22 protein-coding genes and 1 pseudogene are annotated in these 24,910 nt (G+C 63.7%); 12 read left to right on the top strand and 11 right to left on the bottom strand.

Annotation, left to right across the window (positions count from 1 at the left end; genetic code table 11):
• Positions 1-96 precede the first annotated feature (96 nt).
• Positions 97-627, bottom strand: a pseudogene (locus tag B9A23_RS15890) (FAD-dependent monooxygenase); the annotation flags it as partial.
• A gap of 109 nt (positions 628-736) precedes the next feature.
• On the opposite strand from B9A23_RS15890, the gene B9A23_RS15885 reads away from it, so the two are divergent.
• From B9A23_RS15885 to B9A23_RS15865, 5 genes are all read left to right on the top strand, one after another.
• A complete protein-coding gene (locus B9A23_RS15885; protein WP_084280069.1) occupies positions 737-1,588 on the top strand; it encodes a helix-turn-helix domain-containing protein in 852 nt (283 codons plus the stop codon).
• 274 nt (positions 1,589-1,862) lie between these two features.
• Positions 1,863-2,996 (top strand): cobalamin-independent methionine synthase II family protein, encoded by a 1,134-nt coding sequence (locus B9A23_RS15880; protein WP_084280068.1) that lies wholly within the window; start codon positions 1,863-1,865, stop codon positions 2,994-2,996.
• Positions 2,993-3,400, top strand: coding sequence for a nuclear transport factor 2 family protein (locus tag B9A23_RS15875; RefSeq protein WP_254895153.1), 408 nt, complete (start codon positions 2,993-2,995; stop codon positions 3,398-3,400). The genes B9A23_RS15880 and B9A23_RS15875 overlap by 4 nt, the downstream gene beginning before the upstream one ends.
• A complete protein-coding gene (locus B9A23_RS15870) occupies positions 3,397-4,140 on the top strand; it encodes an IclR family transcriptional regulator (RefSeq protein ID WP_084280067.1) in 744 nt (247 codons plus the stop codon). The genes B9A23_RS15875 and B9A23_RS15870 overlap by 4 nt, the downstream gene beginning before the upstream one ends.
• Complete coding sequence (locus tag B9A23_RS15865; RefSeq protein ID WP_084280066.1) at positions 4,140-5,138, top strand: nucleoside hydrolase; 999 nt, start codon at positions 4,140-4,142, stop codon at positions 5,136-5,138. The genes B9A23_RS15870 and B9A23_RS15865 overlap by 1 nt, the downstream gene beginning before the upstream one ends.
• A gap of 27 nt (positions 5,139-5,165) precedes the next feature.
• On the opposite strand, the gene B9A23_RS15860 is transcribed toward B9A23_RS15865, so the two are convergent.
• The 8 genes from B9A23_RS15860 to B9A23_RS15825 all read right to left on the bottom strand — a co-directional run bounded on the left by B9A23_RS15860 (position 5,166) and on the right by B9A23_RS15825 (position 14,275).
• A complete protein-coding gene (locus B9A23_RS15860; RefSeq protein ID WP_084280065.1) occupies positions 5,166-6,005 on the bottom strand; it encodes a beta-etherase in 840 nt (279 codons plus the stop codon).
• A 137-nt stretch (positions 6,006-6,142) separates the two neighbouring features.
• Positions 6,143-7,531, bottom strand: coding sequence for a syringate O-demethylase (locus B9A23_RS15855; protein WP_084280064.1), 1,389 nt, complete (start codon positions 7,529-7,531; stop codon positions 6,143-6,145).
• A 197-nt stretch (positions 7,532-7,728) separates the two neighbouring features.
• A complete protein-coding gene (locus tag B9A23_RS15850) occupies positions 7,729-7,986 on the bottom strand; it encodes an ATP synthase F1 subunit epsilon (protein WP_039335066.1) in 258 nt (85 codons plus the stop codon).
• A gap of 47 nt (positions 7,987-8,033) precedes the next feature.
• A complete protein-coding gene (atpD, locus tag B9A23_RS15845; RefSeq protein ID WP_084280063.1) occupies positions 8,034-9,476 on the bottom strand; it encodes a F0F1 ATP synthase subunit beta in 1,443 nt (480 codons plus the stop codon).
• A gap of 28 nt (positions 9,477-9,504) precedes the next feature.
• Entirely contained in the window at positions 9,505-10,377 is an 873-nt protein-coding gene (locus B9A23_RS15840) for a F0F1 ATP synthase subunit gamma (protein ID WP_084280080.1), read from the bottom strand.
• Positions 10,378-10,436: 59 nt separating this feature from the next.
• Positions 10,437-11,966 carry a F0F1 ATP synthase subunit alpha gene (gene atpA, locus B9A23_RS15835; RefSeq protein ID WP_084280062.1) on the bottom strand — a complete coding sequence of 510 codons (1,530 nt, stop codon included), beginning with the start codon at positions 11,964-11,966 and terminating at the stop codon, positions 10,437-10,439.
• Between the two features lie 29 nt (positions 11,967-11,995).
• Complete coding sequence (locus B9A23_RS15830) at positions 11,996-12,550, bottom strand: F0F1 ATP synthase subunit delta (protein WP_084280079.1); 555 nt, start codon at positions 12,548-12,550, stop codon at positions 11,996-11,998.
• 168 nt (positions 12,551-12,718) lie between these two features.
• The gene (locus B9A23_RS15825) at positions 12,719-14,275 is read right to left on the bottom strand and encodes a S1 family peptidase (RefSeq protein WP_254895152.1); all 1,557 of its coding nucleotides are present in this window, start codon (positions 14,273-14,275) and stop codon (positions 12,719-12,721) included.
• 152 nt (positions 14,276-14,427) lie between these two features.
• Between B9A23_RS15825 and ada the strand changes: the two genes are divergently transcribed.
• Together ada and B9A23_RS15815 are read left to right on the top strand one after the other, a co-directional pair.
• On the top strand, positions 14,428-15,492 hold the full coding sequence (gene ada, locus B9A23_RS15820) for a bifunctional DNA-binding transcriptional regulator/O6-methylguanine-DNA methyltransferase Ada (RefSeq protein WP_084280060.1): 1,065 nt from the start codon (positions 14,428-14,430) through the stop codon (positions 15,490-15,492).
• 58 nt (positions 15,493-15,550) lie between these two features.
• Positions 15,551-16,354 carry a CPBP family intramembrane glutamic endopeptidase gene (locus B9A23_RS15815; RefSeq protein WP_254895151.1) on the top strand — a complete coding sequence of 268 codons (804 nt, stop codon included), beginning with the start codon at positions 15,551-15,553 and terminating at the stop codon, positions 16,352-16,354.
• Here B9A23_RS15815 and B9A23_RS15810 read toward each other — a convergent pair.
• The gene (locus B9A23_RS15810) at positions 16,351-17,904 is read right to left on the bottom strand and encodes a cryptochrome/photolyase family protein (protein ID WP_084280058.1); all 1,554 of its coding nucleotides are present in this window, start codon (positions 17,902-17,904) and stop codon (positions 16,351-16,353) included. The two genes, B9A23_RS15815 and B9A23_RS15810, sit on opposite strands and share 4 nt — an antisense overlap.
• A gap of 48 nt (positions 17,905-17,952) precedes the next feature.
• Positions 17,953-20,118 (bottom strand): primosomal protein N', encoded by a 2,166-nt coding sequence (locus tag B9A23_RS15805; RefSeq protein ID WP_084280057.1) that lies wholly within the window; start codon positions 20,116-20,118, stop codon positions 17,953-17,955.
• Between the two features lie 70 nt (positions 20,119-20,188).
• Between B9A23_RS15805 and B9A23_RS15800 the strand changes: the two genes are divergently transcribed.
• From B9A23_RS15800 to B9A23_RS15780, 5 genes are all read left to right on the top strand, one after another.
• Entirely contained in the window at positions 20,189-20,872 is a 684-nt protein-coding gene (locus tag B9A23_RS15800) for a DUF4197 domain-containing protein (protein ID WP_084280056.1), read from the top strand.
• A gap of 91 nt (positions 20,873-20,963) precedes the next feature.
• Positions 20,964-21,617 (top strand): fructose-6-phosphate aldolase, encoded by a 654-nt coding sequence (fsa, locus tag B9A23_RS15795; RefSeq protein ID WP_084280055.1) that lies wholly within the window; start codon positions 20,964-20,966, stop codon positions 21,615-21,617.
• Between the two features lie 27 nt (positions 21,618-21,644).
• On the top strand, positions 21,645-23,459 hold the full coding sequence (cobT, locus tag B9A23_RS15790) for a cobaltochelatase subunit CobT (RefSeq protein WP_084280054.1): 1,815 nt from the start codon (positions 21,645-21,647) through the stop codon (positions 23,457-23,459).
• Between the two features lie 44 nt (positions 23,460-23,503).
• Positions 23,504-24,175: a nitroreductase gene (locus B9A23_RS15785; protein ID WP_368655943.1), complete on the top strand. Its 672-nt coding sequence runs from the start codon at positions 23,504-23,506 to the stop codon at positions 24,173-24,175.
• Between the two features lie 4 nt (positions 24,176-24,179).
• The gene (locus B9A23_RS15780) at positions 24,180-24,872 is read left to right on the top strand and encodes a nitroreductase (RefSeq protein WP_084280053.1); all 693 of its coding nucleotides are present in this window, start codon (positions 24,180-24,182) and stop codon (positions 24,870-24,872) included.
• Positions 24,873-24,910: the final 38 nt, after the last annotated feature.

Raw genomic sequence — 24,910 nt, 5'->3', positions numbered from 1 at the left:
GCGCAATTTGCCGTGATCTTCGGCGAACGTTTCATCAGAGCCATGGCGGCCTGATGATCAACCGCCCGGCCGCACACGGAAATCCTGACAGTCCCTCTCGTATTCGCGGGCGACGCTTGCGGGGATCGCCTTCCGGCTCGGCCCATGGAAGCCATCGCAGCCCACGATGAAGCGGACATCGATGCGGACATCGGCCCCTTCGACGGTGCAGGTAAGATTGGGAGCCTCGCTCTCGATATCGTGCAGTGATACATCGCCTGCGCCGTAGATCACCTGCAGGCCGCGTTCCGGCGCGGCATCCATCAGGTCCTTGGTGATTTCGGTCTGGCCATATACCACCACCGTCTTGCCGGTAAGGTCAGCCACATCGATGCGGATGAGCCGCTCGCCATCAGCCAGGTTGAAGCCTTCTTCGACAAGCCCTTCTGCCTTCAGCCGGGCATCGAGGCCCAGACGCTCCATCAGTCCGACGGTGATCTGTTCAAGCACGCCGGCGCGGATGCGGCTCAGCACGTAATCCGGCGTCTGGCGCTCGACCACGACGCAATCGATCCCCTCGGCCTTCAGCAGATGACCTAGCAGCAGCCCGGCCGGGCCAGCGCCGATGATGGCGACCTGTGTCTTCATGGCATGTCTCCCCTCGCGCACCCTGTGCGGCTTCAGTTGCAGGGAATTTGACAAAGGAGGACTTTGTCGGGAAGGCAGGCAAGGGACAAACTGTTGGTACTTCTGGGACATGGCTGAGGCAATTCCGCGGTACGCACTTTACGGCGAGGGGAGCGCCCTGGCGCTTGGCGGATTTGCGCATATCGAAACGATTGCCGAGCGTAGCGCCTTGCATGATTGGGAAATCGGCGTGCATCGCCACGACCACTTCGTGCAGGTCCTGCTGGTAGAGGCGGGACATGCCGCCATCACGCTCGACACACAAACGGTCAGGCTGGAAGGACCGGGCAGGGTGATCGTTCCGGCTGCTGCGGTCCACGGCTTCCGCTTCCGCAAGGGTACGCGCGGCTTTGTCCTCACCTTGTCGACAGACTTTTCCACACGTGCCGCCAGCCCGTCTGATCCCTTGATCGCCGCCTTGGCGCACGGGGGAATTGCCACGCTTTCAAGGCCAGCCGCCACGCGGTCCTTCTGGCTTGCGCGGGAAATGCTCGGTTTGCAGCAGGAGTGGCAAGGGCAGGGGGGCCTGTTCCTTTCCCTTGCAGAGAGCCTTGTGCGCGCGCTGACCGGCGATGGGCAGGGCAATGACCCTGCCGAGGGCGCCGACCGCCGCCTCGATCGCTTCCGGCAGTTGGTGGAACTGCACTACCGCGATCACAGGGATCTCGAATTCTACGCGGTCTCGCTGGGTTTGACCCGCCGCACCCTGGCGCGGCTGACGTCTGCCCGGCTCGGTTGCTCGCCGATGGAACTGGTCCACCGCCGTCTCGCCCTCGAAGCGCAACGTCTGCTCAGGTATACAAATGCAACCGCAACGCAGGTTGCCTCGGAACTTGGCTTCGATGACCCGAGCTACTTCTCGCGCTTTTACCAGCGCCTCACCGGTCGTCGCCCCTCGCAAGACAAGCTTGGCGCAGGCTGAGATGCCGTCTTTTTTGCTGTCCTACATTCCCCCGCCCATGGCATGCCCGCGTCAGGATCATCGAGATGACATGGCGATCGGTAGGCATGGTCTTGCTGGGGCAAGTGTGGTCCCGCGTGCCTGGGCCTCCTGACGGTAGTCTCTCTGGACAGTGTAAACCCCGTAACCCCCTCATGGTCCAGCCAGCCCCAGGATCCCAGCAATTTCCCTTGCGTCATGCGCACAGCGCTCTATGAATTTTTCACAGATATGAATTGTGGAAGGGGCTTCTGAAATGGCAAATATCAAGACCACCCACGTCGGCAGCCTTCCGCGCGGTGACGAGCTGACCCCGCTGCTGCTGGCACGGGACAAGGGCGAACCTTACGACGCGGCCGAATTCGACGCCAAGGTTTCAGCGGCCGTGGATGCTGCCGTGAAGATGCAGGTCGATGCTGGCGTTTCGGTGGTGTCCGATGGCGAGCTCGGCAAGGTCGGCTACTCGACCTACATGATCGAGCGGCTGTCCGGCTTTGGCGGCCACATCGATCGCAAGCCTGCAGCAGACCTCGCCGAGGTGCCGAACCTTGCCAAGAAGCTCTCGGCGATCATGGGCAGCCAGGAATTCGTGCGCGCCTCGTGCATCGGCCCGGTCCGCAAGGTCACGCTGCAACCGCTGCACGACGACATCCGCCGCTTCAAGGCTGCGCTGGCCAATCACGCCGCGCCTGATACCGAAGCTTTCATGAACGCGGCGTCGCCCGGCTTGATCACCGCCTTCCAGGTCAACCGCCACTACCCCAGCCACGAGGCCTACCTCGCCGACCTCGCCGATGCGATGCGCGAGGAGTACGAGACGATCGTCGACGCAGGCTTCTATCTCCAGCTCGATTGCCCGGACCTCGCGATGAGCCGGCACACCGGCTATCAGGACATGTCGGAGGAGGACTTCCTCAAGGTTGCCGCCGCCAACGTAGAGGCGCTCAACGCAGCAACCGCGAACATCCCGCCCGAGAAGATGCGCATGCACATCTGCTGGGGCAACTACGAAGGTCCGCACGATCACGACATTCCGCTCGAACGAGTCGTCGATATCGTGATCAAGGCGCGCCCCGCCACGATCCTGTTCGAAGGCGCCAATCCGCGCCACGAGCATGAATGGACCGTGTGGCGCGATGCCAAGCTGCCCGACCACAAGATCCTCGCTCCGGGCCTGATCGACACCTGCTCGAACTACATCGAGCATCCCGAACTGATCGCCCAGCGCATCGAGCGCTTCGCCAGCTTCGTCGGCGCCGATCGCGTCGTCGCCAGCACCGATTGCGGCTTCGGCACCTTCGCCGGCTACGGCAAGCTTGACCCGATCGTGACCTGGCGCAAGCTCAAGTCGCTGCGTGAAGGCGCGGACATCGCCGCGAGCCGCCTGTGACTCAGGTTAGCTTGATACCCGAGGATCGTCGCGCCGCGGAGCATGATTGCGCCCGCCTCGTCGCGCTCTATGCCAACCTGAACGACGAGGCACGGTGGGACGACGTCGCGGCCCTCTATGCCGAGGATGGGGTGATGTTCCGCCCCACCGCGCCCGATCAGGGTGTCGAAGGACGCGCGGCGATCCTTGCGGCGTTCAAGGCGCGCCCCCCGCGCACGACGCGGCATGTCTGCTCGAACGTCGTGATCGACGTCGAAAGCGACACCACTGCGCGGGGCATAAGCGCGATGCTGCTGTTCACAGGCGAGGGAGCGCCGCTGGTCGGCTCTTTCCACGATCGCTTCGTACTGACCGCAGAGGGGTGGCGCTTTGCCGAGCGGCGCGGGAGCCTGACGTTCAAGTGAGCACCCAGCCGGCCCCCAATCCGGTCAAGTCGGCGATGCGCACGCTCGATGTGATCGAATACGTCGTGGCGCACAGGCAAGGCGCGGTGGCGCAGGAGATCGCCGGAGCGCTCGCCATCCCGGTCAGCAGTCTGTCCTACTTGCTGGCAACCCTGACCGAACGCGGATATCTGACGCGGGAAGGGCGACGCTATCTGCCGGGGCCGGGGTTGCAGCGGCTGCGCGCTCCCGAGACAGCCCTGACGCTGGAAGACCGGGTCGCCCCCTTGGTGCGCGCGCTGCGAAGCGAACTGAACGAAACGTCCTCGTTCATGGTCCGCCGTGGCTGGGAAGTGGAAGCGCTGGTCACCGAGGCCAGCGACCAGGCCCTGCGCTATGCTGTCGACCCAGGTACGCGGCGGCCCCTTCACGCACTTGCCGCAGGCAAGATCATGGCCGCCTGGCTGCCGCCTGCGGAGATGGAGCGCTATTTTGCCGAGACCGAGCGCGCCAAGCTGACCCCGCGGACCCGCACAAGCGAGGCAGAACTTCGCGCCGACTTCGCGCAAATCATGGCCAGCGGCTTCAGCCTCGCCAAGGAAGAGGCGACGGCGGGGATATGCGGCATGGCCGTACCGGTATGGATCGACGAGCAACTGGCCGGAGCGTTCAGCGTTGCAGTTCCTGCGGTTCGCTTCGACGATCAATTGGCAGAGCGGGTGCGGCAGTTGCTGGTGCGCTCGGCAGGAGCGGTAGGGTAATGAAGCGCAGGTCTTTTCTGGGCGCCGTGCCCGCGGTCGCCAGTCTCATGATCATGCCCGGTCTTGCGAGGGCCGCAGCGGATCAGCGTCGCTATCGCGTAATCTGCGACAACGATTTTTCCGGTGATCCGGACGGCTTGTTTCAGCTGGCGCACCACTTGCGCTCGCCTTCGGTCGAAGTGCGGGCGATCATCGGATCGCATCTGCATGCCGATGAAAAGTGGGCCAAGTCCGAGCATCAGGCAACCGATGGGGCCAACAAGGCGCGCGAACTGCTGGAAGTCATGGGGCTGACGGGCAAGGTTCCGGTCTTCGTCGGCTCCGAGAAGGCCATGGTGTCCGCGTCCGTTCCCGCACGCTCTGCGGCTGCCGATGCGATTATCGCCGAGGCGATGCGGGACGATCCTTTGCCGCTGTTCTACTGTGCCGGGGCCGGGCTGACCGATCTTGCCTCAGCCCTGCTGATCGAGCCGCGCATTGCCAAGCGACTAACGCTGGTATGGATCGGTGGGCCGGAATATCCCGGTCTTGGCCTCCCGGTGCCGGGGGCAGCGCCGGGGGAATACAACATCACGATCGATGTTGCCGCTGCGCAGGTCGTCTTCAACCGCTCCGCGGTCCCGATCTGGCAGGTGCCGCGCAACACCTATCGCCGGATGCTCTTCTCGATGGCCGAGCTCGAGACGATGAAGGAACGTGGCGGCACGGGCGCCTGGCTGGCAGATCACATCTCCGGACTGTCGGAGGCTGCGGGCAAGATGGGCCTCAAGGTTGGCGAAGCCTATGCCCTTGGTGACAGCCCCCTGGTCACGCTGACCGTGCTGCAATCCTCTTTCGAGCCCGATCCGTCATCCAGCGACTACGTGGTCGTTCCTGCGCCGGTTGTGCAGGCAGACGGCACATGCAAGCCTGATCCGAAGGGAAAGCCGATCCGCGTCTATGTCACGATCGACACCCGCCTGACCTTCGGCGACATGCAGGCCAAGCTCGGGAAGTAGGGGCCGGATCAATCCGGCCCCAATTGCTTACTTTTTCATGCCTTCGGTGATGCGCTGGGTTTCTGCGCGGGTCGAATCCGGGCCGGTGTTGCGCTTGTATATGCCGCCCTGGCCTGCGGCGCGGTTGAACAGGTCGGGATCGCCTTCACGCTGCTCGAGACCGAACAGGGGGAACAGGCCGGGGTGGCGCCCAAGACCGCCATAGAGATCGAGGCAGCGTTCGATCCAGGGGCGGAGCGGATCGTCATTGGCAAGGACCGGGGTCTTGCAGACCGACGCAGTGAACAGGATGCCGCCCATGATGCGGAAGTCCGCATAGTTGGGGGATGATCCGCCGAGCCATTCGTGCTGGCCAAGCGCGGCGCGCAGCGGTTCCAGAGCGGCGCTGATCCTGGGCAGGCGCTCTTCTCGGCCGGCCTGCACTTCTTCGAGCTTGCGGCCCAGCATCTTCTCGCGGCTGTGCGTCACGTATTCGTGGTCTGCCGGAACCGAAAGGTCGCGATAGTCGGCGCAGAAGCAGAACATCCACGGGCCGACGGCAGCATTCCAGAACCAGTGGTCGAGCGCCTTCAATGTGGCGGCGACGCTTTCGTGCGGGATCAAGGCAGGGCGGTCGGGGTACTTGGCGTCAAGGTACTCGACGATGCCCCAGCTATCGAGGACCACTTCACCATCATCGACAATGGCCGGCAGGCGCTCGGTCTTGCCGCCGGTGCGCTCGAGAATGCCGGTAAAGCCCCCCGGCACGACATCAAGATCGAAACCCTTGTGCTTGAGCGCATACTTGGTCGCCCAGACGAACGGGCTGATCGTTGCGCCTGTGGAAAGGGCAAGGTCATAGAATGTGATGGTGTTGTTGGCGGCCATGGGAATCCTCTCTCGTCGTTGCGAGCAGTCTGCCAGATATTGTTAGTAACACAAACAAATTTTCTGCAGATATGCAAAGAGCGCCGGACCCGTCGGGATGGGCCGGCGCTCTCGCTGTCAGGCTTGCGCCTTGAGACTTACTTCTTCGTGCGCCAGCCTTCGGCGTAGCTGTCGCGCGCGACTTCCGAATAGGGAACAGCTGCCACGGTGGCCTTGATTTCGGTCTGGACGTGGGGTTCGACGGTCGGCTTGGTGGTGCCGCCGTTAGGTTCGCCCCAGAGCAAGCTGACTTCGGTACCCGGCTCGACGTAGCCCGGCTCCATCATCGCTAGAGTAAGGAACTTGCCCTCGTTGGCGGTATAGCCGATCCAGGTGGAGAGGCCGACCATCTTGCCATCGGCGAGGACCTGATCGAACGGGTGCATCGAGTACACGGCGCTCGGGTATTCCATGAACTTGGCGCGATCGCCCTTGCTCAGTGCCGATGACTGCACGCGCATGACATCTTCGTTGTCGAGCGCGAGCGTGACCTTGGTACGGTGATTGCCTGCCGCTGCCATCTTCTCGAGTGCGGCGCGGCCGATGAAGTCATGGTCGAACTTGACGAACGGGCCGTAACCAAGGTCCCACGGCGTGGTGTAGTAGCCCTCGATGCTCTCGGGCACGTAGCTGCCGCCGACCGAGCACTTGGCTTCGTAGGAATTGGCCGAAAGCCATTCGCGGTAGGGTGCGAGCGATTCGCCGGTGTAGATCGCGGGGAAGGGCGAAGGAATCCAGCCCGATTCCAGCGTGTTCGACGAATAGGCGCGGCCGCCCACGAGCGCCATCTGGAACTCCTTGCCGGCTTCGACCAGCGCCGCGTGGACAGCGCCATAATCTTCCCAAGGACCCATCAGTTCGAAGCCGGGCTGCCCCGCCATGCCATGACGCAGCGCGCGCACTTCCTTGCCTCCGATGGTCATGCGGGTCATGTGAAAGAACTTGAGTTCGGGCGGGGTCTTGCCGGTGGCCTTCTCGATGATCTTCATCGCGTTGGGGCCCTGGACCTGGAAGCGGTAGGAGTTGCGCTTGCCATCGGTGCGCATGGCCCAGCGCTCGTCACGCTCCACGGTGACGTTCCAGTTGCCGGAAGCGGCGTGGTATTCAACCCACTCGATCGTCGGCGCACGGCCGACGAGGTTGAAGTGGTTCTCGTCGAGATAGAACAGGATGACGTCACCGATGACGTAGCCATCGGGCGTCACGGGCACGAACTGCTTGGCGCGATCGGGCTGGAAGTTCTTGAAAGAGTTGATGCCGAGATGCTCGAGCATCTTGAACGCATCAGGGCCTTTAACCGCCAGATCGACCATGTGGTACGACTGGTTGTAGAGCACGGCGGTGTGGCCCCAGGCCCACTGCTCGTTGCGCCAGTTGGAAAACTCCGACGGTACGCCCGGATAGACGTTTGGGCCGACCTGCTGGTTGCGGACAAAGTCGACGAGGTTTCCGGCGTTCTGGATGACCTGTTCTAGGGTCTGGGCCATGGTTCTATGCTCTCCCGATGCAATTTCGCGGATGTGGAGAGGCCATGCACCATTTTCGCGTGCTTGAAAAGTTCGTAATGCTGAATTGACTGAAAAATTGTATGTGCCGCATACAAAGTTGGCCATATCCATGACCGTCCAAACGAAAAGGGCCGACCCTTGCGGGACGGCCCTTTCGGAATGCGTGTTCGGGAAGATCAGCCTTCGACGTGTTCGGCGAGAACCGTCAGGCCCTTGGCGCCGACTTCAGCGAAGCCGCCCTGGACCGTGATCTCCTCGGGAGCCGAACCTGCCGACTTGTAGACCTTGATCGTCCCGTCCTTGACCGTGGACATGAACGGCGCGTGGCCTTCCAGCACGCCAAATTCACCGTCGGTGCCGGGGACGACGACCATATGGACCTCTTCCGAACGGACGAGGCGGGCCGGGGTGACGAGTTCGAAGTGGAGCGACATTTCTTGCCTTTCGGTCTCCCCGGGGTGCGCCCGGGGAGCTAGCTCTATCAGGCTTCAGCAGCCAGCTTCTTGGCCTTCTCGACCGCTTCGTCGATGCCGCCGACCATGTAGAACGCGGCTTCGGGAAGGTGGTCGTACTCGCCGTCGACGACAGCCTTGAACGAGCGCACGGTGTCTTCGACCTGGACGAACTTGCCCGAGATGCCGGTGAACACTTCGGCGACGTGGAACGGCTGCGACAGGAAGCGCTGGATCTTGCGGGCGCGGGCGACGGTGAGCTTATCCTCTTCCGAAAGCTCGTCCATGCCGAGGATCGCGATGATGTCCTGCAGCGACTTGTACTTCTGCAGCGTTTCCTGAACGCGGCGGGCAGTCTGGTAGTGCTCTTCACCGACGACGGCGGGCGTCAGCACGCGCGAGGTCGAGTCGAGCGGGTCAACCGCCGGGTAGATGCCCAGTTCCGAGATGGCGCGGTTCAGCGTGGTCGTTGCGTCCAAGTGGGCGAACGAGGCGGCAGGCGCCGGGTCGGTAAGGTCGTCTGCGGGAACGTAGATCGCCTGCACCGAGGTGATCGAGCCCTTGGTGGTGGAGGTGATGCGCTCCTGCAGCTGGCCCATGTCGGTGGCGAGCGTCGGCTGGTAGCCCACAGCCGAAGGAATACGGCCGAGCAGAGCCGACACTTCCGAACCCGCCTGGGTGAAGCGGAAGATGTTGTCGACGAAGAACAGAACGTCCTGGCCTTCCTGGTCGCGGAAGTATTCTGCCATGGTCAGACCCGACAGAGCGACGCGAGCGCGGGCGCCCGGGGGCTCGTTCATCTGGCCAAACACGAGAGCAACCTTCGAGCCGTCCGGGGTCGGGTTGCCGTCGGCGTCCTTGGCGATAACGCCGGCGTCGAGGAATTCGTGGTAGAGGTCGTTGCCTTCGCGGGTGCGTTCACCGACGCCTGCGAAGACCGACACGCCGCCGTGGCCCTTGGCGATGTTGTTGATCAGTTCCTGGATGAGCACGGTCTTGCCGACGCCCGCGCCGCCGAACAGGCCGATCTTGCCGCCCTTAGCATAAGGGGCGAGAAGGTCGATGACCTTGATGCCGGTCACGAGGATCGCGGCTTCGGTCGACTGCTCGATGAATTCCGGAGCCTTGGCGTGGATCGGAGCGGTCTGCTCTGCGCCAACCGGGCCACGCTCGTCGATCGGATCACCGACGACGTTCATGATGCGGCCAAGGGTCTTGGGGCCGACGGGCACCGAGATCTGCGCGCCGGTGTTCGACACTGGCTGGCCGCGGGTCAGGCCGTCGGTCGAGTCCATCGCGATGGTGCGGACGGTGTTCTCGCCGAGGTGCTGCGCAACTTCGAGAACAAGGCGGTTGCCATTGTTGTCGGTTTCGAGCGCCGAGAGAATGGCGGGGAGTTCGCCGTCGAAAGCGACGTCGACGACGGCGCCGATGACCTGGCTGATCTTGCCGGTAGCTGCTGCGGTGGCCATTTTGGTTTCCTTGCCTTCTATGTCGTCGTCAGAGCGCTTCAGCGCCAGCGATGATTTCGATGAGTTCGGTGGTGATCGCGGCCTGGCGGCTGCGGTTGTACTGGATGGTGAGCTTGTTGATCAGCTCGCCCGCATTGCGCGTCGCGTTGTCCATCGCGGTCATCGACGCACCCTGTTCCGAGGCTTCACGCTCGAGCAGGGCACCGAAGAGCTGCGTGGTGACGTAGCGCGGCAGCAGTTCCTCGAGGATTTCCTCCTCGCCCGGCTCGTATTCCACTACGGCATCAATCGCCACGGTGTTGGTCGGGGCGGGGACCGGGATAATCTGCGTGGTGACCGGCAACTGGGTCAGCGCGTTCTTGAACTCCGGCGCGACGAGGTGTGCGACGTCGAACTTGCCGGCTTCGAACATCTCGAGAAGCTCGCGCGCAATCGCGCTGGCTTCGTCGAAGCCGGGCGTGCGCACGTTGCCGGTGTCGTATCCTGCGGCGATGCCGTTCGGATAGTCACGACGGATCGGCGCGCGACCCTTCTTGCCGACGAGATAGAACATCACGGTCTTGCCAGCAGCTTCGAGCGCACGCGCCTGCAGCTTGGCTTCCTTGACGATGTTCGAGTTCAGACCGCCGCACAGGCCCTTGTCGGTGTTGACCACGACAAGGAGGTGACGCTGGTCGGAGCCGGTACCGCGCATCAGCAGCGGGCCATTATCCTGACCCGCAACCTTGGCGGCGAGGCTGCCCATGACTTCCGCGAGGCGGCTGGCATAGGGGCGTGCGGCTTCGGCAGCCGCCTGCGCCTTGCGCAGCTTGGCCGCTGCGACCATCTGCTTGGCCTTGGTGATCTTCTGGGTCGACTTGACCGAGTTGATCCGACCCTTGAGTTCCTTCAGCGAGGCCATGACGGCTCCCTTATCCGACACCCCGCCGCGCTGGACGGGGTGGCGTTGACTTCAAAGACTTAGGCGAACTGCTTGGCGAAAGCGTCGAGCGCGGCGACCAGCTTGCCCTTGGCTTCGTCGCCAAGGTCCTTGGTGTCGCGGATCAGGCCGAGCAGATCAGCGTGCTGCGTGCGCAGGAAGCTGAGCAGTTCGGCTTCGTATTCGGTGACGCGGCTGGTCGGCACGGCATCGAGGTAGCCCTGTGTGCCGGCGAAGATCACAGCGGTCTGCTCTTCGAAGCCAAGCGGCGAGAACTGCGGCTGCTTGAGCAGCTCGGTCAGGCGCGCACCGCGGTTGAGCAGCTTCTGGGTCGATGCGTCGAGGTCCGAACCGAACTGGGCGAAGGCCGCCATTTCGCGGTACTGGGCGAGCTCGAGCTTGATCGAGCCAGCAACCTTCTTCATCGCCTTGGTCTGGGCCGAGGAGCCGACGCGCGACACCGACAGACCGACGTTGATGGCCGGACGGATGCCCTGGTAGAACAGGCCGGTTTCAAGGAAGATCTGGCCGTCGGTGATCGAGATCACGTTGGTCGGAATGTAGGCCGACACGTCGCCCGCCTGGGTTTCGATGATCGGCAGGGCGGTGAGCGAGCCAGCGCCGTTCTCGTCGTTCATCTTCGCAGCGCGCTCAAGCAGGCGGCTGTGGAGATAGAACACGTCGCCGGGGTAGGCTTCGCGGCCCGGCGGGCGGCGCAGCAGCAGCGACATCTGGCGGTAGGCGACGGCCTGCTTGGAAAGGTCGTCGTACACGATCACGGCGTGCATGCCGTTGTCGCGGAAGAATTCGCCCATCGTCGCGCCGGTGTAGGGTGCGAGGTACTGAAGCGGTGCCGGTTCCGAAGCGGTTGCGGCGATGACGATGGAATATTCCATCGCGCCGTTCTCTTCGAGCTGGCGAACGATCTGCGCGACGGTCGAGCGCTTCTGGCCGACGGCGACATAGATGCAGTAGAGCTTCTTGCCTTCGTCGGTGCCTGCGTTGACGGCCTTCTGGTTGATGAAGGTGTCGATCGCGACGGCGGTCTTGCCGGTCTGGCGGTCACCGATGATCAGCTCGCGCTGGCCACGGCCAACCGGAACCAGGGCGTCAATGGCCTTGAGGCCGGTCTGCACGGGCTCGTGCACCGACTTGCGCGGGATGATGCCCGGAGCCTTGACTTCGACGCGGGTGCGGGTGGCGTCGACGATCGGGCCCTTGCCGTCGATCGGGTTGCCAAGCGCGTCGACCACGCGGCCGAGCAGGCCCTTGCCAACCGGAACGTCGACGATGGTGCCGGTGCGCTTGACGACATCGCCTTCCTTGATCTCGGCGTCGGAGCCGAAGATCACGACGCCGACGTTGTCGGCTTCGAGGTTCAGGGCCATGCCCTTCACGCCGTTGGCGAATTCGACCATCTCGCCGGCCTGGACCTTGTCGAGACCGTGGATGCGGGCGATACCGTCACCCACCGAGAGAACCGACCCGACTTCCGAGACCTGGGCGTCGGTGCCGAAGCTGGCGATCTGGTCCTTGATGACCTTCGAGATTTCAGCGGCGCGGATTTCCATGTTCAGTCCTTCCTGAAACTTGTGGGCCGTTAGGCCTTCATCGCCTGGGCGAGAGAATTGAGACGGGTGCGGATCGAGCTGTCGATCATCTGGCTGCCGATCTTGACGACGAGGCCACCAAGGATGTCAGGATCGACACTCGTCTTGAGCTTGATCGACTTGCCAGCGCGGGCCTTCAGCTTTTCGGTGAGGGCAGCGATCTGGGCATCGTCGAGCGCATGGGCGCTGGTGACTTCTGCGCTGACTTCACCGCGATGCGCAGCGGCGATCTGGCCGAAGGCGCGGATTACGTCGGGCAGGGCCGAAAGGCGACGGTTGGAAGCAAGTACGCCGAGGAACTTCTTCGTCAGATCACCAAGACCAAGCAGACCGGCAACCGAGTCCATCGCGCGGCCTGCCGCATCGCGGCCAAGCTGCGGGTTGTTAATCAGGCCCTTGAGATCAGCCGATTCGCGCAGTGCAGCATCGAGCTTCTCGAGATCGCCTTCGACGGCGTTCACAAAGCCCTGCTCATTCGCCAGATCAAACAGTGCCGAGGCGTAACGCCCTGACAGGCTGGCCGTAATGCCGCTGGAAATCTCCACGCGCCGAAGTTCCTTCATCCAAGGATAAGCCGAAGCAGACCATTGCCCGGAGATGAACACCGGGTGGCCTGCAGACGGGGCGCGCCTAGCAACGTCGGGCGCTTATGACAAGATGCGACTTGGCTTCTTGTGCATAGGTATGATCGTGAAATTGGCGTCGGCAGTGGATTACGGCACGGGCTGGCAGTTGTAGCGCAGCCGTTCGTTGGGCTCCGGCGGAAGCAGTGCCTTGATGGCCTGCTGGTTCTGGCCGAACTGGCGAGCCGCATCCTCGCCCGCGCCGCAGGCCGGAGCGCTGAGTTTGGCGCGCGCAGCACGGGCCTGCGTCATAGCCTCGAGCCCGACAAGGAAACGCTCGACCGTGTAGGTTTGCGTGTCCGGGTTATACGAATTTACGGAGACGGCCTCTTCCTGGTTCGGGACGAGAATCCGGCTCCAGCCATCGCTGGCGAGGCCATATTGCGTCTTGCCGTTCATGCAGCCGCCTTCGCGCCATTCGATCGGAACGTCGGTGATGTCAGAAACAGTCACGCGGCTGCGATCGGGATCAAGCACGCAGATCATGCGGCCAGCGCCTGGCGTGGTGATTGCTACGGACGATGCGCTGGGTGAGGTCTGCGGATTTTCAAGCTGTTCCCTCGCGCGGCTGTCGATCGAGGTGAGCGGTGGGCGCAGAAACCAGACGGCAACCGCCGACACGAGCAGAGCTGCTGCAGCAAATACATGCTTGCGGGCGAACTTCCCGCGGCGCTTCGAGGCCTGGACCATGCCCCAGCCGCCAGCACCCAATGCGCCCACGAGCAGCAATGCGGCAAGCGCCATGCCGTTGTCGCGCTCCGAAAGGACAGCGATCTCGGCTTCGCGACGAGCGTTTTCCATGGCCTGCTGCTTTGCCTGGCTGCGTGCTTCGTTCTCGGCTGCAAGCCGGGCCTGCTCACCGGCATTGCGCTGCGCTTCGGCACGATCGAGATCGGCAATGGAGCGACATGGCAATCCGCTGGTATGGGCATCAACCTTCGCCTTCAGCAGGAAGGCGGACAATTCGCGCATCGATATGGCGAAGTAGAACGACGAATCGGTGCTGTTGTCGCTGACCGTGCCGAACGAATTGACGCCGAGCACGCGGCCACAGGAATCGAGCAGCGGTCCGCCCGAATTGCCGGAGCCAAGCGGTGCGGTGTGCAGGAGCGTGTCAAACGATCGCGACGAACGTCCCCCCGAGAGATAGCCGCGAGTCTTCACCGCTTCCTGCGGGGTGACCAGATCCGCCATCGACAGACCCTGCGCCAGATCGACATTGCCGGGATAACCCACGGCATAGACCTCCGCGCCGTCGGCCGGTGCGCCGGGGAACAACGTGATCGGGGCAAGCGTGCCCCCGCCCTCGATGCGGAGCAGGGCAAGATCGTTGCCGGGAGAGTAGGCAACCAGCTTGGCCGGATAGCCGTTGCGGCCCTCGGCCGGGACGACACCTGCGATCAGGGAATCGTCGCTGCGCAGTTGCTCGACCACATGCGCGTTCGTGACGATGAGGTTTGGTGTCACTGCAAAGCCGGTGCCGTGCGTGATCAGGTTGGCACGATCGCCATCGCTCTCGATTATGACCACGCGCACGACCGAGCGGCCGGCAGCAGCAATGTCAGCAGGATCAGCAAACGCCGCGGGCGACAAGGCCAGGGCGCAAAGGGCTGTGAGGAGTGCGATTATCTGTTTGGCGACACGCATGCCTGCGCTTCTTGCGCCGAATTGCTTTGACCGCAAGGTGCGGGACGCCCTTGCCGGACGTTGCGGGCATCTTCTCTCCACAGCAAGGAGATGAAGCGTTGACCCAAGCGACACAGGCTTGCCCTGCCATCAGGCAAGGTTATCGACAGCACATGGACAATGTTCCGACGATTTCAGACGACGAGGCATGGCGAGCCGTGCAGGCCCGCGATCGCGCCTGGGACGGACGTTTCGTGACCGGGGTTCTGACCACGGGAATCTACTGCCGACCGTCCTGCCCCGCGCGCCATCCGCGACGGGAAAACGTGCAGTTCTTTGCCGATGGCCGGGCAGCACAGGCACAGGGGCTGCGACCATGCCTGCGCTGCCTGCCCGATAGCGTGTCGCGCGATGAACGCGCGGTCCTCGTTGCCATAGAGGCGATCAAGGCGGCAGGCCAACCGCTGGCTTTGCGCGCGCTTGCTGCACAATGCGGCTACTCGCCCACGCATTTCCAGCGTGTTTTCGCGCGTGCCACTGGTCTTTCGCCTGCCGCCTATGCGAAGGCCTTGCAGAACGAGCGCATGACGCAGGCATTGAGCGATGCGGACAGGGTGAGCGATGCGATCTACGACGCAGGTTTTTCAGGGCCGTCGCGCTTCTATGCGGCGGCAGGGAAGCGATTGGGCATGAGTGCCTCGGCTTGGGCCAACGGCGGCAGTGGCGTGACGATTCGCTGGGCTATCGTGCCGACAACGCTCGGCCACATGCTTGTTGCTGCGACCGCAAAGGGCGTGTGCCGCCTGTCGTTCGGCGAGAATGAGGAGGCCTTGCGTGCGCGCTTTCCGCAAGCCTTGCTTGAGCCAGGGGACGAGGCGTTTGCCGCGTTGCTGGCGCAAGTCGTGGCAGCGGTGGAGAGTCCGGGCAATCACGGGCACATCCCGCTCGACGTGAAGGGCACCGCGTTTCAGGAAGCGGTTTGGCAGGCGCTGCGGCGCATTCCGCCGGGTGAGACGCGTTCCTATGCCCAGATTGCGGCGGAAGTCGGCAAGCCTGGCGCGGTCCGGGCGGCAGGATCGGCCAATGGTGCGAATAACGTCGCCGTGCTGATCCCCTGCCACCGCGTGATCAGGTCGGACGGATCTCTCGGCGGTTATGCCTATGGCCTTGAGATCAAACAGCGCTTGCTGGAAAAGGAGCGCGCAGAGGACAAGAAACTGGGGGCGCAAGATGGATGAGGTAGAACCTGCAAAGGGGGGACTCGCGCGAAGAATCCTGGCCTTTCCCCTTACAGCGATGATCCTCGAGTTTCTTGCGGTCAGCCTGATTGCCGGGCTGGCTGGGCGGGCGATTCAATCGGTGATACCCCGCGGCGGACCGGCTTACACGCTTGGCGCGCTGGTAACGGTGTGCATTGCAGCCGGGGCCTATCTGTTGGGACGGCGATGGCTTGAGCGGTCAGGCAACGACGAAATGCCGCTCTCGCTGATGCCGCGAGAGCTTTCCCAGGGACTGGTGCTCGGCGCCATGCTGTTCACGGTGATGACTGCTATCGTCGCCCTGCTTGGCGGGTTTGCGATCGAACGTGTGAACGGTGCGGGCGCGATCTGGATCATGCTGGCCATGGCGATATCATCGGGCGTGGTCGAGGAATTGCTGTTCCGGGCAATCCTGCTGCGCCATATCGAGGCAATGCTGGGCACGTGGGCGGCGCTTGCGATCACGTCCCTGCTTTTTGGGGCCGCGCACCTCGCCAATCCGGGTGCCTCGCTCTTCGCTGCCTTTGCCATTGCGATGGAAGCCGGCATTCTGCTGGGCGCGGCATATCTGTGGAAGCGGCGCTTGTGGCTGCCGATCGGGATTCACGCCGCCTGGAATTTCACGCAAGGCTTCGTGTTCAGCATACCGGTTTCGGGCAGCGCACTCGAACCGGGGCTGTTCGTCACCACGCGCAAGGGACCGGAATGGTTGACCGGCGGCGCCTTCGGGCTTGAGGCCAGCGTGATCGCGATGCTCGTGGCGACCGGCGCGGGCCTGTATCTTCTGGTCAACGTGACCCGCCAAGGCGGAATTCGGCCGCCGATGTGGGTCAGGCGCTAGCGTGCCCAACCGGGTTCTGCGGGCTCGAGCGTGCCCAAGAAGGCTTCGGCGCTTTCGAGGTATTCGGCGCGCTTTTCCTCGCTCATGCGACGCCAGGTGGCGTGGGGCTGGGCGAGGCGATGGTAGCCAGCCAGCTTCTTCTCGTTCCGGGCAAGGAAGTGCCAGTATAGCGCGTTGAACGGGCAGGCATTTGGGCCGGTCTTCTTCTTCACGTCGTAACTGCACTGGCCGCAGTAATCGCTCATGCGATCAATGTAGGCGCCGCTGGCGGCATAGGGCTTCGAGGCGAGACGGCCCTTGTCGGCGTGAAGAACCATTCCGGCAACGTTGGGAAGTTCCACCCATTCATAGGCGTCGGCGTAAACCACCAGGTACCAGTCGGCCACGTCCTGCGGCTTGAGTCCCGCCAGGAGGGCGAAATTGCCCAGCACCATCAGCCGCTGGATATGGTGGGCATAGGCATGATCGCGAGTTGCGCGAACGCAATCGGCAAGGCAGCGCATCTTCGTCTCGCCGGTCCAGTAGAACGCAGGCAGGGGGCGGGTGGCGTCGAGGCCGTTGGCATCGGCAAGCCCCGGCATTTCGAGCCAGTACATGCCGCGGATATATTCGCGCCAGCCGATGATCTGGCGAATGAAGCCTTCGACCGCCTCGAGCGGCGCCCGCCCTTCGCGCCATTCGGCTTCCGCACGGCGGCACAGGTCAAGCGGATCGAGCAGGCCGACGTTGATGGCAGGCGAAAGCGCGGCGTGGAACATGAAGTCCTGTCCGGCGACCATTGCGTCCTGATACTTGCCGAACTGGGGCAGTCGGTCCTTGAGAAAGGCATCGCGCGCCTGTTCTGCCTGTGCGCGGGTGACTGGCCAGGCGAAACTTTCGAGTGATCCGAAGTGCCTTTGAAATCGGCTGGAGACCAGCTCGATGACTTCCCTGGATGTCTTGTCCGGGGTGAAGCCGGGAAGGGCGGGTGGTGTCAGATCCGATCCAGGGCCGCCGCGGTTTTCGGCATCGAAGTTCCAGCGACCGCCGACCGGCTTGTCGCCATCCATCAGCAGCCCGGTCTTGCGGCGCATGTCGCGATAGAACCACTCCATGCGCAATTCGCGCCGCCCGGCGGCCCACTCGTAGAAATCGGGCAAGGGGCAGACAAAGCGCGTGTCTGGCAGAATGCGGACGCGGACAGGCAGTTCGGTGCGCCATTGTTCCATCGCCTGCCGCACGCGCCATTCGCCCGGCTCGGTCACCTGCAGCCCGCGAGCCTTGTGGCGCTCGAGCGCGCGGATGACTTCGCCGGTGAAGCTGCCGGTGTTGGCGGGATCGTCCAAACGGACATAGTCGACGGTCCATCCAGCATCGCGCAGTTCCTCGGCGAAATGGCGCATCGCGGAGAGGATCAGCGCGATCTTGGCCTTGTGGTGGCGGACGTAGGTGGTCTCCTCGGCCACCTCCATCATCAGGATCACGGTGTCGTCAGGCTGGCGATCAGCCAGGCTGGAGATGTCGGGCGAGAGCTGATCGCCAAGGATCGGAACGAGGACAGGGCCGGTCATCCTTGCGGAATGGCCGAGCAGGCGATTGGTTCAACCTGCCCCTAAGGGTCAGACAAAGCTGTAGGGATCGATATCGATGGCCACGCGCACGCCAGGCGGGAAGCGCAACGGGTCGAGCCACTGCCGGATTACCCGCTGCAGTTCGGTGGAGCGCCGGGCATTGATCAGCAGGCGATAGCGATAGCGGCCTCGCAGCAGCGACAGCGGGGCCGGGGCGGGGCCAAGGATCAGGACATCATCGAGGCGCGGGGCAGAGCCGCCTATGCCGCGCGCTGCGTCACGCGCTTCGGCCTCATCCTCGCTTGAGACGATGATTGCGGCCCACCGTCCGAAGGGGGGTGCCCCCGCATCGCGGCGCGCCTCGGCTTCGGCTGCATAGAAGGTGTCGCGGTCACCGCTGGCCAAGGCTTCGATCACGGCGGCTTCGGGATGGCGCGTCTGGATCAGGACCTCACCAGGCTTTTCGCCGCGGCCGGCACGTCCCGCAACTTGCGCTACCTGCTGGTAGGTGCGTTCGGCAGCGCGCAGGTCTCCGCCTTCAAGGCCCATGTCGGCATCGATCACGCCGACCAGCGTGAGTTCAGGGAAATGGTAGCCCTTGGTCACGAGCTGCGTGCCGACGATGACGTCGATTGCCTTGTTGCTGGCAAGCTCGACGAATTCGGCGGCTTTTGCGGGGCTGGTCAGCGTGTCCGAAGTAACCAGCGCGACGCGGGCCTCGGGCAGGATCGCGGCGACCTCGTCGGCGATGCGTTCCACCCCCGGGCCGCAGGCAACCAGGCAATCGGGCTCGCCGCATTCGGGGCAGGCCTCGGGAGTGGGAATCTCGTGCCCGCAGTGATGGCAAGCGAGGCGGCGCGAAAGGCGATGCTCTACCAGCCAGGCCGAGCAGTTGGGGCACTGGAACCGGTAGCCACAGGTGCGGCACAAGGTGAGGGGGGCATAGCCGCGCCGGTTGAGGAACAGCAGCGACTGCTCGCCCTTGTCGAGCCGGTCCTTCAGCGCCTCGACCAGCGGCGGTGCGATCCAGTGGCCGCGTTCGGGCTGCTTTTCCCGCAGGTCGACGATCTGTATGTCGGGCATCGTCGCCCCGCCGAAGCGCGCGGGCAGGACGACGCGTTCGTACCGCCCGGCTTCGGCCATTTGCAGGCTTTCGAGCGCGGGCGTGGCGCTGGCAAGGATCACCGGGACCTTTTCGAAGTGCGCCCGCATTACGGCGACGTCGCGCGCATTATAGCGAACGCCATCGTCCTGCTTGAACGAGATTTCGTGCGCTTCGTCGACAACGATCAGGCCAAGGGCAGCGAAGGGCAGGAACAGGGCGCTGCGCGCGCCTACCACGACTTGTGCCGTTCCGGCAGCGACTGCACGCCAGGCCCTCCGCCGTTCAGAGGCCTTGAGCGAGGAATGCCACGTGACAGGTGGTACGCCAAACCGCGCTTCGAACCGCTTGAGGAAGGTTTCGGTCAGCGCGATTTCGGGGAGCAGGACAAGGACTTGCCGGCCCTGCTCGAGTGCTGCGGCCACGGCCTCGAAATAGGTCTCGGTCTTGCCGGAACCGGTCACGCCATCAAGCAGGAAGGGATGGAATTCGCACGATCTGACAGCTGCGATGAACTTCGCGGCGACTTCGGCCTGCTCGTCTGACAGATCGGGTGCGGCGTGATGCGGGTCTGCGCATGGATAGGGCCGGTCGGAATCCACCACGACCGGTTCGAGGAGCCCCGCGTTGACCATGCCGCGCAGAACGCCGTCTGAAACACCGGCGATTTCGGAAAGCTCGCGTATGGTGCCTTGCTGATCGTGCAGGAGATCGAGCGCGATCGCGCGCTGGGCCGTGAGGCGACCGGGCTCTCTGCCGGTCAGCCGATACTCCGTGATCGTGCCGCCACCTTGCAGCGCAGCCGTGCTCGACAACGCCATGCGCGCGACCGATGCAAGCGAGGCGACATAGTAATCGGCGGTCCACTCGATCAGGCGTCGCAACGGCGCGGGCAGGGGTGGAACCGGCAGGACCTGCATGAGCGGGCGAAGCTTGGCTTCCGGAACTTCGGTTCCCGGCAGCCGTTCCGCCTCCCAGACAACGCCGATGATCTGGCGTGGACCAAGCGGTGCTATCACAACGCTGCCTGGCTCGACCTTCATCCCGGCGGGCACGCGGTAATCGAGCGGGCCGAGCGCGGAATTGAAGACGAGGCATCGGACGCGGTTCATGTTCGCCGGTCTATATGGGGGCGCAAGGCCGTGGGCAAAGCCCGGGCGAAAAGGAATTGAGGAGAAAAACGTGTCGCAGGCTGCAACCACCCTGAACCGCCGCGCCTTGCTGGGAGGCGTCACATCCGTTGCCGTGCTGGCCGTTGCCGGCTGCGCGACCTACCCGCAGTTTTCGCTGGAAGAGGCAGTGCGGCGCCTGCTGTTTCTTTCGACCGACCGGGCTTTCGCGCGGCTGCTGTCGCCTGGCGGCTTCTGGGACGATCAGGTTACGCGTCTTGCGTTGCCCGAGACCATCGGCAATCGCGGAGGTGTTCTTGCCCGCATCCTGACTGGGCCGATCGTCAAGGATCGCCTGCAGCGCGCTTTCAACGACATGGCCTATGACGCGGCGGACCGCGCGGCACCCGCTGTCACCGACGCTGTGCGAACCATCGGCATCCGCAATGCCCTTGCCTTGCTGCGCGGCAGCGATCCGATGGCAGCAACGGCGTTCCTGCATCAGGAAATGGGCACCAGTCTGGTCGAGATCATGCTGCCCGAATTCGGCAACGCGATTCGCGTCAGCCGCGACCCGCTGCTCGGCGAAGTGCTCGGTGCGTTGACCGGGGTCGATGTCGGCGGAGTTGCCCGCTCGTTGGCAATGGAAGCTGACAATGCGATATTTCGCGCCATCGGCCGTGAAGAGGCCGCGATCCGCGCTGACCCGCGCTCGACCAACGACCCGGTGCTGATGACCGCCTTTGGACTCAAGTAGTCTGACATATCGCAGGCCACGGGCCTGACATCGGGCGAGGCTTTGCCTATAGGCACTGGGGAATCACTCCCCTGCTGGAAGGCCTCGTCCCATGAAGTTCTTCGTCGACACTGCCGACACTGTCGAAATCGCCGATCTTGCCGCAACCGGCCTGCTCGATGGCGTAACCACCAACCCCACGCTTATTGCCAAGGCTGGCAAGGACTTCATCGAAGTGACGCGCGAGATCTGCGGGCTGGTCGACGGGCCGGTTTCGGCCGAAGTCGTGGCGCTCGACCACGAAGGCATGATGCGCGAGGCCGAAATCCTGCGCAAGATCGCCGACAACGTGTGCATCAAGGTGCCGCTGACGATCGACGGCCTCAAGACCTGCAAGGCGCTGACCAACGATGGCACCAAGGTCAACGTCACGCTGTGCTTCTCGGCCAACCAGGCGCTGCTGGCGGCAAAGGCCGGGGCCACCTTCATCTCGCCCTTCGTCGGCCGTCATGACGACAACGGCTTCGACGGCATGGACCTGATCCGCGACATTCGCCTGATCTACGACAACTACGCCTTCGAGACCGAAATCCTCGTCGCCTCGATCCGCCACGGCGTGCACGTGCTCGAAAGCGCGCGCATCGGGGCCGATGTCATCACCGCACCGCCCGCCGTGATCAAGGGCCTGTTCAAACATGTCCTTACGGACAAGGGCATCGAAGGCTTCCTTGCGGACTGGGCCAAGACCGGCCAGAAGATCGGCTGATCGTTCCGAAACACAGGCACTTGCGCATTGGCTGACGAAACTCCCCTCGACCGTTTCCGTTCGGTGCTCACCGGCACCGCGCGGGCGATCTCGCTCGATCCCGAAGTCGAGGTGGCGTGGACTGCCGATGCGCCGGTGCAGTCCGGTCAATCAATGCGCGTGCCGATGCCGGGACGCTCGCTCCCGGCAGAGCAGGTGGCCGAAGCCCGTGGTCATGCGGATTCGATGGCACTGCGGCTGCGGCATCATAATGCTGCCCTGCACGGCCGCAATGCACCGACCGAGGCCCTGGCGCGGGCGTGCTACGACGCGGTCGAACAGGTTCGCTACGAATCGCTGGGCGCCAATGCCTATGCCGGAATGCGCGACAATCTTGGCGCGGCGCTCTCGATGCACATGGCGTCCGATCCGATCAGCCGCGCAGCCAAGCCCGAGGACGTGCCGCTGCCCACCGCGCTGGCGCTGTTGCTGCGCGAGAAGCTGACCGGGCAGGTATCTCCCGCCTCGACTGACGCCGGAATGGCGATGGTTCGCAGCTGGATGGAAAGCAAGGTTGGCGAGGACATCGAAGGGCTGGCGCTGTCGCTCGACAATCAGCGCGCGTTTCAGCAGCTTGCGCTCGATATGCTGCAGCATCTCGACCTGACGCAGTCCGCATCCGAACAGGATGACGATACGCAGGAGGACGAGGGCGAGGATCAGGAAGACGAGGGCGAGGAAGAGCCTTCGAACTCAGACGATCAGGAGCAGCAGCCTTCCGAAGTTGCAGGCGATACCAGCGAGGGCGACGAGGATTCGGAGTCCGAGCAGGAAATCGAGCAGGACGACGATGCCGCAGATTCAGACATGGCCGATGAGGGCGAGGAGGGCATGTTGCCCACGCGTCCGAACCGTCCGTGGACCGACCTGCCTGAAAACTTCGACTACAAGAGCTATACTACCCAGTTCGACGAGGTCGTTTCGGCCACCGACCTGTGCGACGAGGAAGAGCTGACGCGGCTGCGCGCCTACCTTGATACGCAGTTGAAGGGCTTGCAGGGCGTGGTCACGCGCCTTGCCAACCGGTTGCAGCGTCGCCTGATGGCGCAGCAGAACCGTTCGTGGGATTTCGACCAGGAAGAGGGCCTGCTCGATGCCGCGCGGCTGGCGCGCGTGGTGATCTCGCCCGGCCATTCGCTTTCCTACAAGATCGAGCGCGATGTCGAGTTCAAGGACACGATCGTCACGCTGCTGATCGACAATTCCGGCTCGATGCGTGGCCGGCCGATCTCGATTGCCGCGATCAGTGCAGATATCCTCGCGCGCACGCTGGAGCGGTGCGGGGTAAAGACCGAAGTGCTCGGCTTCACCACGCGCGCCTGGAAGGGCGGGCAGAGCCGCGAGGCGTGGCTTTCGGGTGGCAAGCCGGCACAGCCCGGGCGCCTTAACGACTTGCGCCACATCGTCTACAAGAAGGCGGACGAGCCCTGGCGTCGTGCCCGCAAGAATCTCGGCCTGATGATGCGCGAGGGGCTGCTCAAGGAAAACATCGACGGCGAGGCTTTGCTCTGGGCGCACACGCGCCTGCTGGCGCGGCCCGAGGATCGCCGTATCCTGATGGTCATTTCCGATGGTGCGCCGGTCGACGATTCGACGCTTTCGGTCAACAATGCGGGCTACCTGGAACAGCATCTGCGCAAGGTGATCGACTGGATCGAGAAGCAGTCGCCCGTCCAGCTGGTTGCCATCGGCATCGGCCACGATGTGACGCGCTATTACCGCCGAGCCGTGACGATCATGGATGCAGAGCAGCTTGGCGGCACGATCATCGAGCAGCTGGCCGACTTGTTCGAGGACGAGTAGCGACCTGCTTGACGAGGTCATTTTAAGCGGGCAGTTAATGCCGCATGAGCACCATGACCGTCAGCGAAGCCGTCCTGTCCCGCCGCTCGATCCGGGCGTTCAAGCCCGATCCCGTGCCGCTTGAGGTGTTGCGCCGGGTGATGGACAAGGCGCGCTGGGCGCCGTCGGGCTGCAATTTCCAGCCGTGGGAAGCGACGATCGTCACCGGCGCGCCGCTTGCAGAACTGCAGGCAAAAATGCTTGCCTCGCCGATGCAGGATCCGATCGAATATTCGTGGTCCGATCCTGAAGTCATCCCCGAATGCAAGGCGAGACTGCATGCGGTGGGAGCGGCGATGTATCAGGCGATGGGTGTGGGCCGCGCAGACAGCGATGCCCGGGCAGACTTCGTGAAGAACAACGCGACCTCGTTCGGAGCACCCGCCGTGCTGCTCTGCTATTTCGACCGGCGGATGGGTTCGCCGCAGTGGTCGGACGTCGGGATGTGGTTGCAGACTGTCATGCTGCTGCTGCGCGAGGAGGGGCTGGATTCCTGTCCTCAGGAATTCCTTTCGATGTATGCGCGCCTCATAAAGGACTTCATCGGCGTGTCTGACGAAACCCACATCTTCTTCTGCGGGATCGCCATCGGATATCGGGCTGACGAAAATCCGGTAAACGGCTTTGCTCGCGAACGCGAACCGGTTGACGGGAACGTGCGCTTCCTCGGTTTCTGATGCCATGCACGTCAGCGAAGCGGTCCGGTCACGGCGTTCGATCCGGGCCTTCCTTCCCGATCCGATTGAGCAGAACGTTCTTGAAAGAGTACTGACCAAAGCCCAGCAATCGCCGTCGGGTGGCAATGTGCAGCCATGGCACGCACACATCCTGACAGGTGAGCCGCTGGCGAGGCTGGTGGCCACGGTTGCCGATGTCATTCCGCAAGGCCGTGCCGCCCACGCACCGGAATACGCCATCTACCCCGAGGCGCTGGAGGGAGCGTACGAGGCGCGCCGGTTCGGCGTAGGGGAGGCGATGTACGCAGCGCTGGGCATCGGGCGCGACGACAAGCGCGGCCGTCTTGCGCAATTCATGAACAACTTCCGCGGCTTCGGCGCTCCGGTGCTGATGCTGGTCCATACGCCCCGGTACATGGGGCCTCCGCAGTGGAGCGACATCGGCATGTGGCTGCAGACGGTCATGCTGCTGCTGCGTGAAGAAGGACTGGATTCCTGCGCGCAGGAGGCCTGGGCCGTGTATCAGAAGCAGGTGCGGTCATGCGTGGCCATTCCCGACGATCACGTGTTCTTCTGCGGTCTGGCAATCGGGCGTCGCGATCCGCAGGCTCCTGTCAATACTTTCGACGTGCCGAGAGCCCGGCTTGCCGAGGTGGTTTCTTTCGAAGGTTTTGCACCCGCCGCGCCATCTTCCTGAATCGTGCCCGCAGGGCTGGCCGTGGTCGAATAGATACA

The organism is Novosphingobium sp. B1 (genome assembly GCF_900176395.1).
Lineage (GTDB): Bacteria > Pseudomonadota > Alphaproteobacteria > Sphingomonadales > Sphingomonadaceae > Novosphingobium.
Note: the sequence above shows the minus strand (reverse complement) of the source record. Positions and strands in the feature narration are given on the sequence as shown.

Bases quoted from the DNA above. Each gene is read 5' to 3' on its own strand.
- atpA (WP_084280062.1), bottom strand. From the start codon at position 11,966: ATGGAAATCCGCGCCGCTGAAATCTCGAAGGTCATCAAGGACCAGATC.
- B9A23_RS15855 (WP_084280064.1), bottom strand. From the start codon at position 7,531: ATGGCCCAGACCCTAGAACAGGTCATCCAGAACGCCGGAAACCTCGTC.
- B9A23_RS15785 (WP_368655943.1), top strand. From the start codon at position 23,504: ATGAGCACCATGACCGTCAGCGAAGCCGTCCTGTCCCGCCGCTCGATC.
- B9A23_RS15810 (WP_084280058.1), bottom strand. From the start codon at position 17,904: ATGACCGGCCCTGTCCTCGTTCCGATCCTTGGCGATCAGCTCTCGCCC.
- B9A23_RS15805 (WP_084280057.1), bottom strand. From the start codon at position 20,118: ATGAACCGCGTCCGATGCCTCGTCTTCAATTCCGCGCTCGGCCCGCTC.
- atpD (WP_084280063.1), bottom strand. From the start codon at position 9,476: ATGGCCACCGCAGCAGCTACCGGCAAGATCAGCCAGGTCATCGGCGCC.
- B9A23_RS15880 (WP_084280068.1), top strand. From the start codon at position 1,863: ATGGCAAATATCAAGACCACCCACGTCGGCAGCCTTCCGCGCGGTGAC.
- B9A23_RS15780 (WP_084280053.1), top strand. From the start codon at position 24,180: ATGCACGTCAGCGAAGCGGTCCGGTCACGGCGTTCGATCCGGGCCTTC.
- ada (WP_084280060.1), top strand. From the start codon at position 14,428: ATGGACAATGTTCCGACGATTTCAGACGACGAGGCATGGCGAGCCGTG.
- fsa (WP_084280055.1), top strand. From the start codon at position 20,964: ATGAAGTTCTTCGTCGACACTGCCGACACTGTCGAAATCGCCGATCTT.
- B9A23_RS15840 (WP_084280080.1), bottom strand. From the start codon at position 10,377: ATGGCCTCGCTGAAGGAACTCAAGGGTCGGATCAACTCGGTCAAGTCG.
- B9A23_RS15825 (WP_254895152.1), bottom strand. From the start codon at position 14,275: ATGCGTGTCGCCAAACAGATAATCGCACTCCTCACAGCCCTTTGCGCC.
- B9A23_RS15860 (WP_084280065.1), bottom strand. From the start codon at position 6,005: ATGGCCGCCAACAACACCATCACATTCTATGACCTTGCCCTTTCCACA.
- B9A23_RS15850 (WP_039335066.1), bottom strand. From the start codon at position 7,986: ATGTCGCTCCACTTCGAACTCGTCACCCCGGCCCGCCTCGTCCGTTCG.
- B9A23_RS15865 (WP_084280066.1), top strand. From the start codon at position 4,140: ATGAAGCGCAGGTCTTTTCTGGGCGCCGTGCCCGCGGTCGCCAGTCTC.
- B9A23_RS15815 (WP_254895151.1), top strand. From the start codon at position 15,551: ATGATCCTCGAGTTTCTTGCGGTCAGCCTGATTGCCGGGCTGGCTGGG.
- B9A23_RS15885 (WP_084280069.1), top strand. From the start codon at position 737: ATGGCTGAGGCAATTCCGCGGTACGCACTTTACGGCGAGGGGAGCGCC.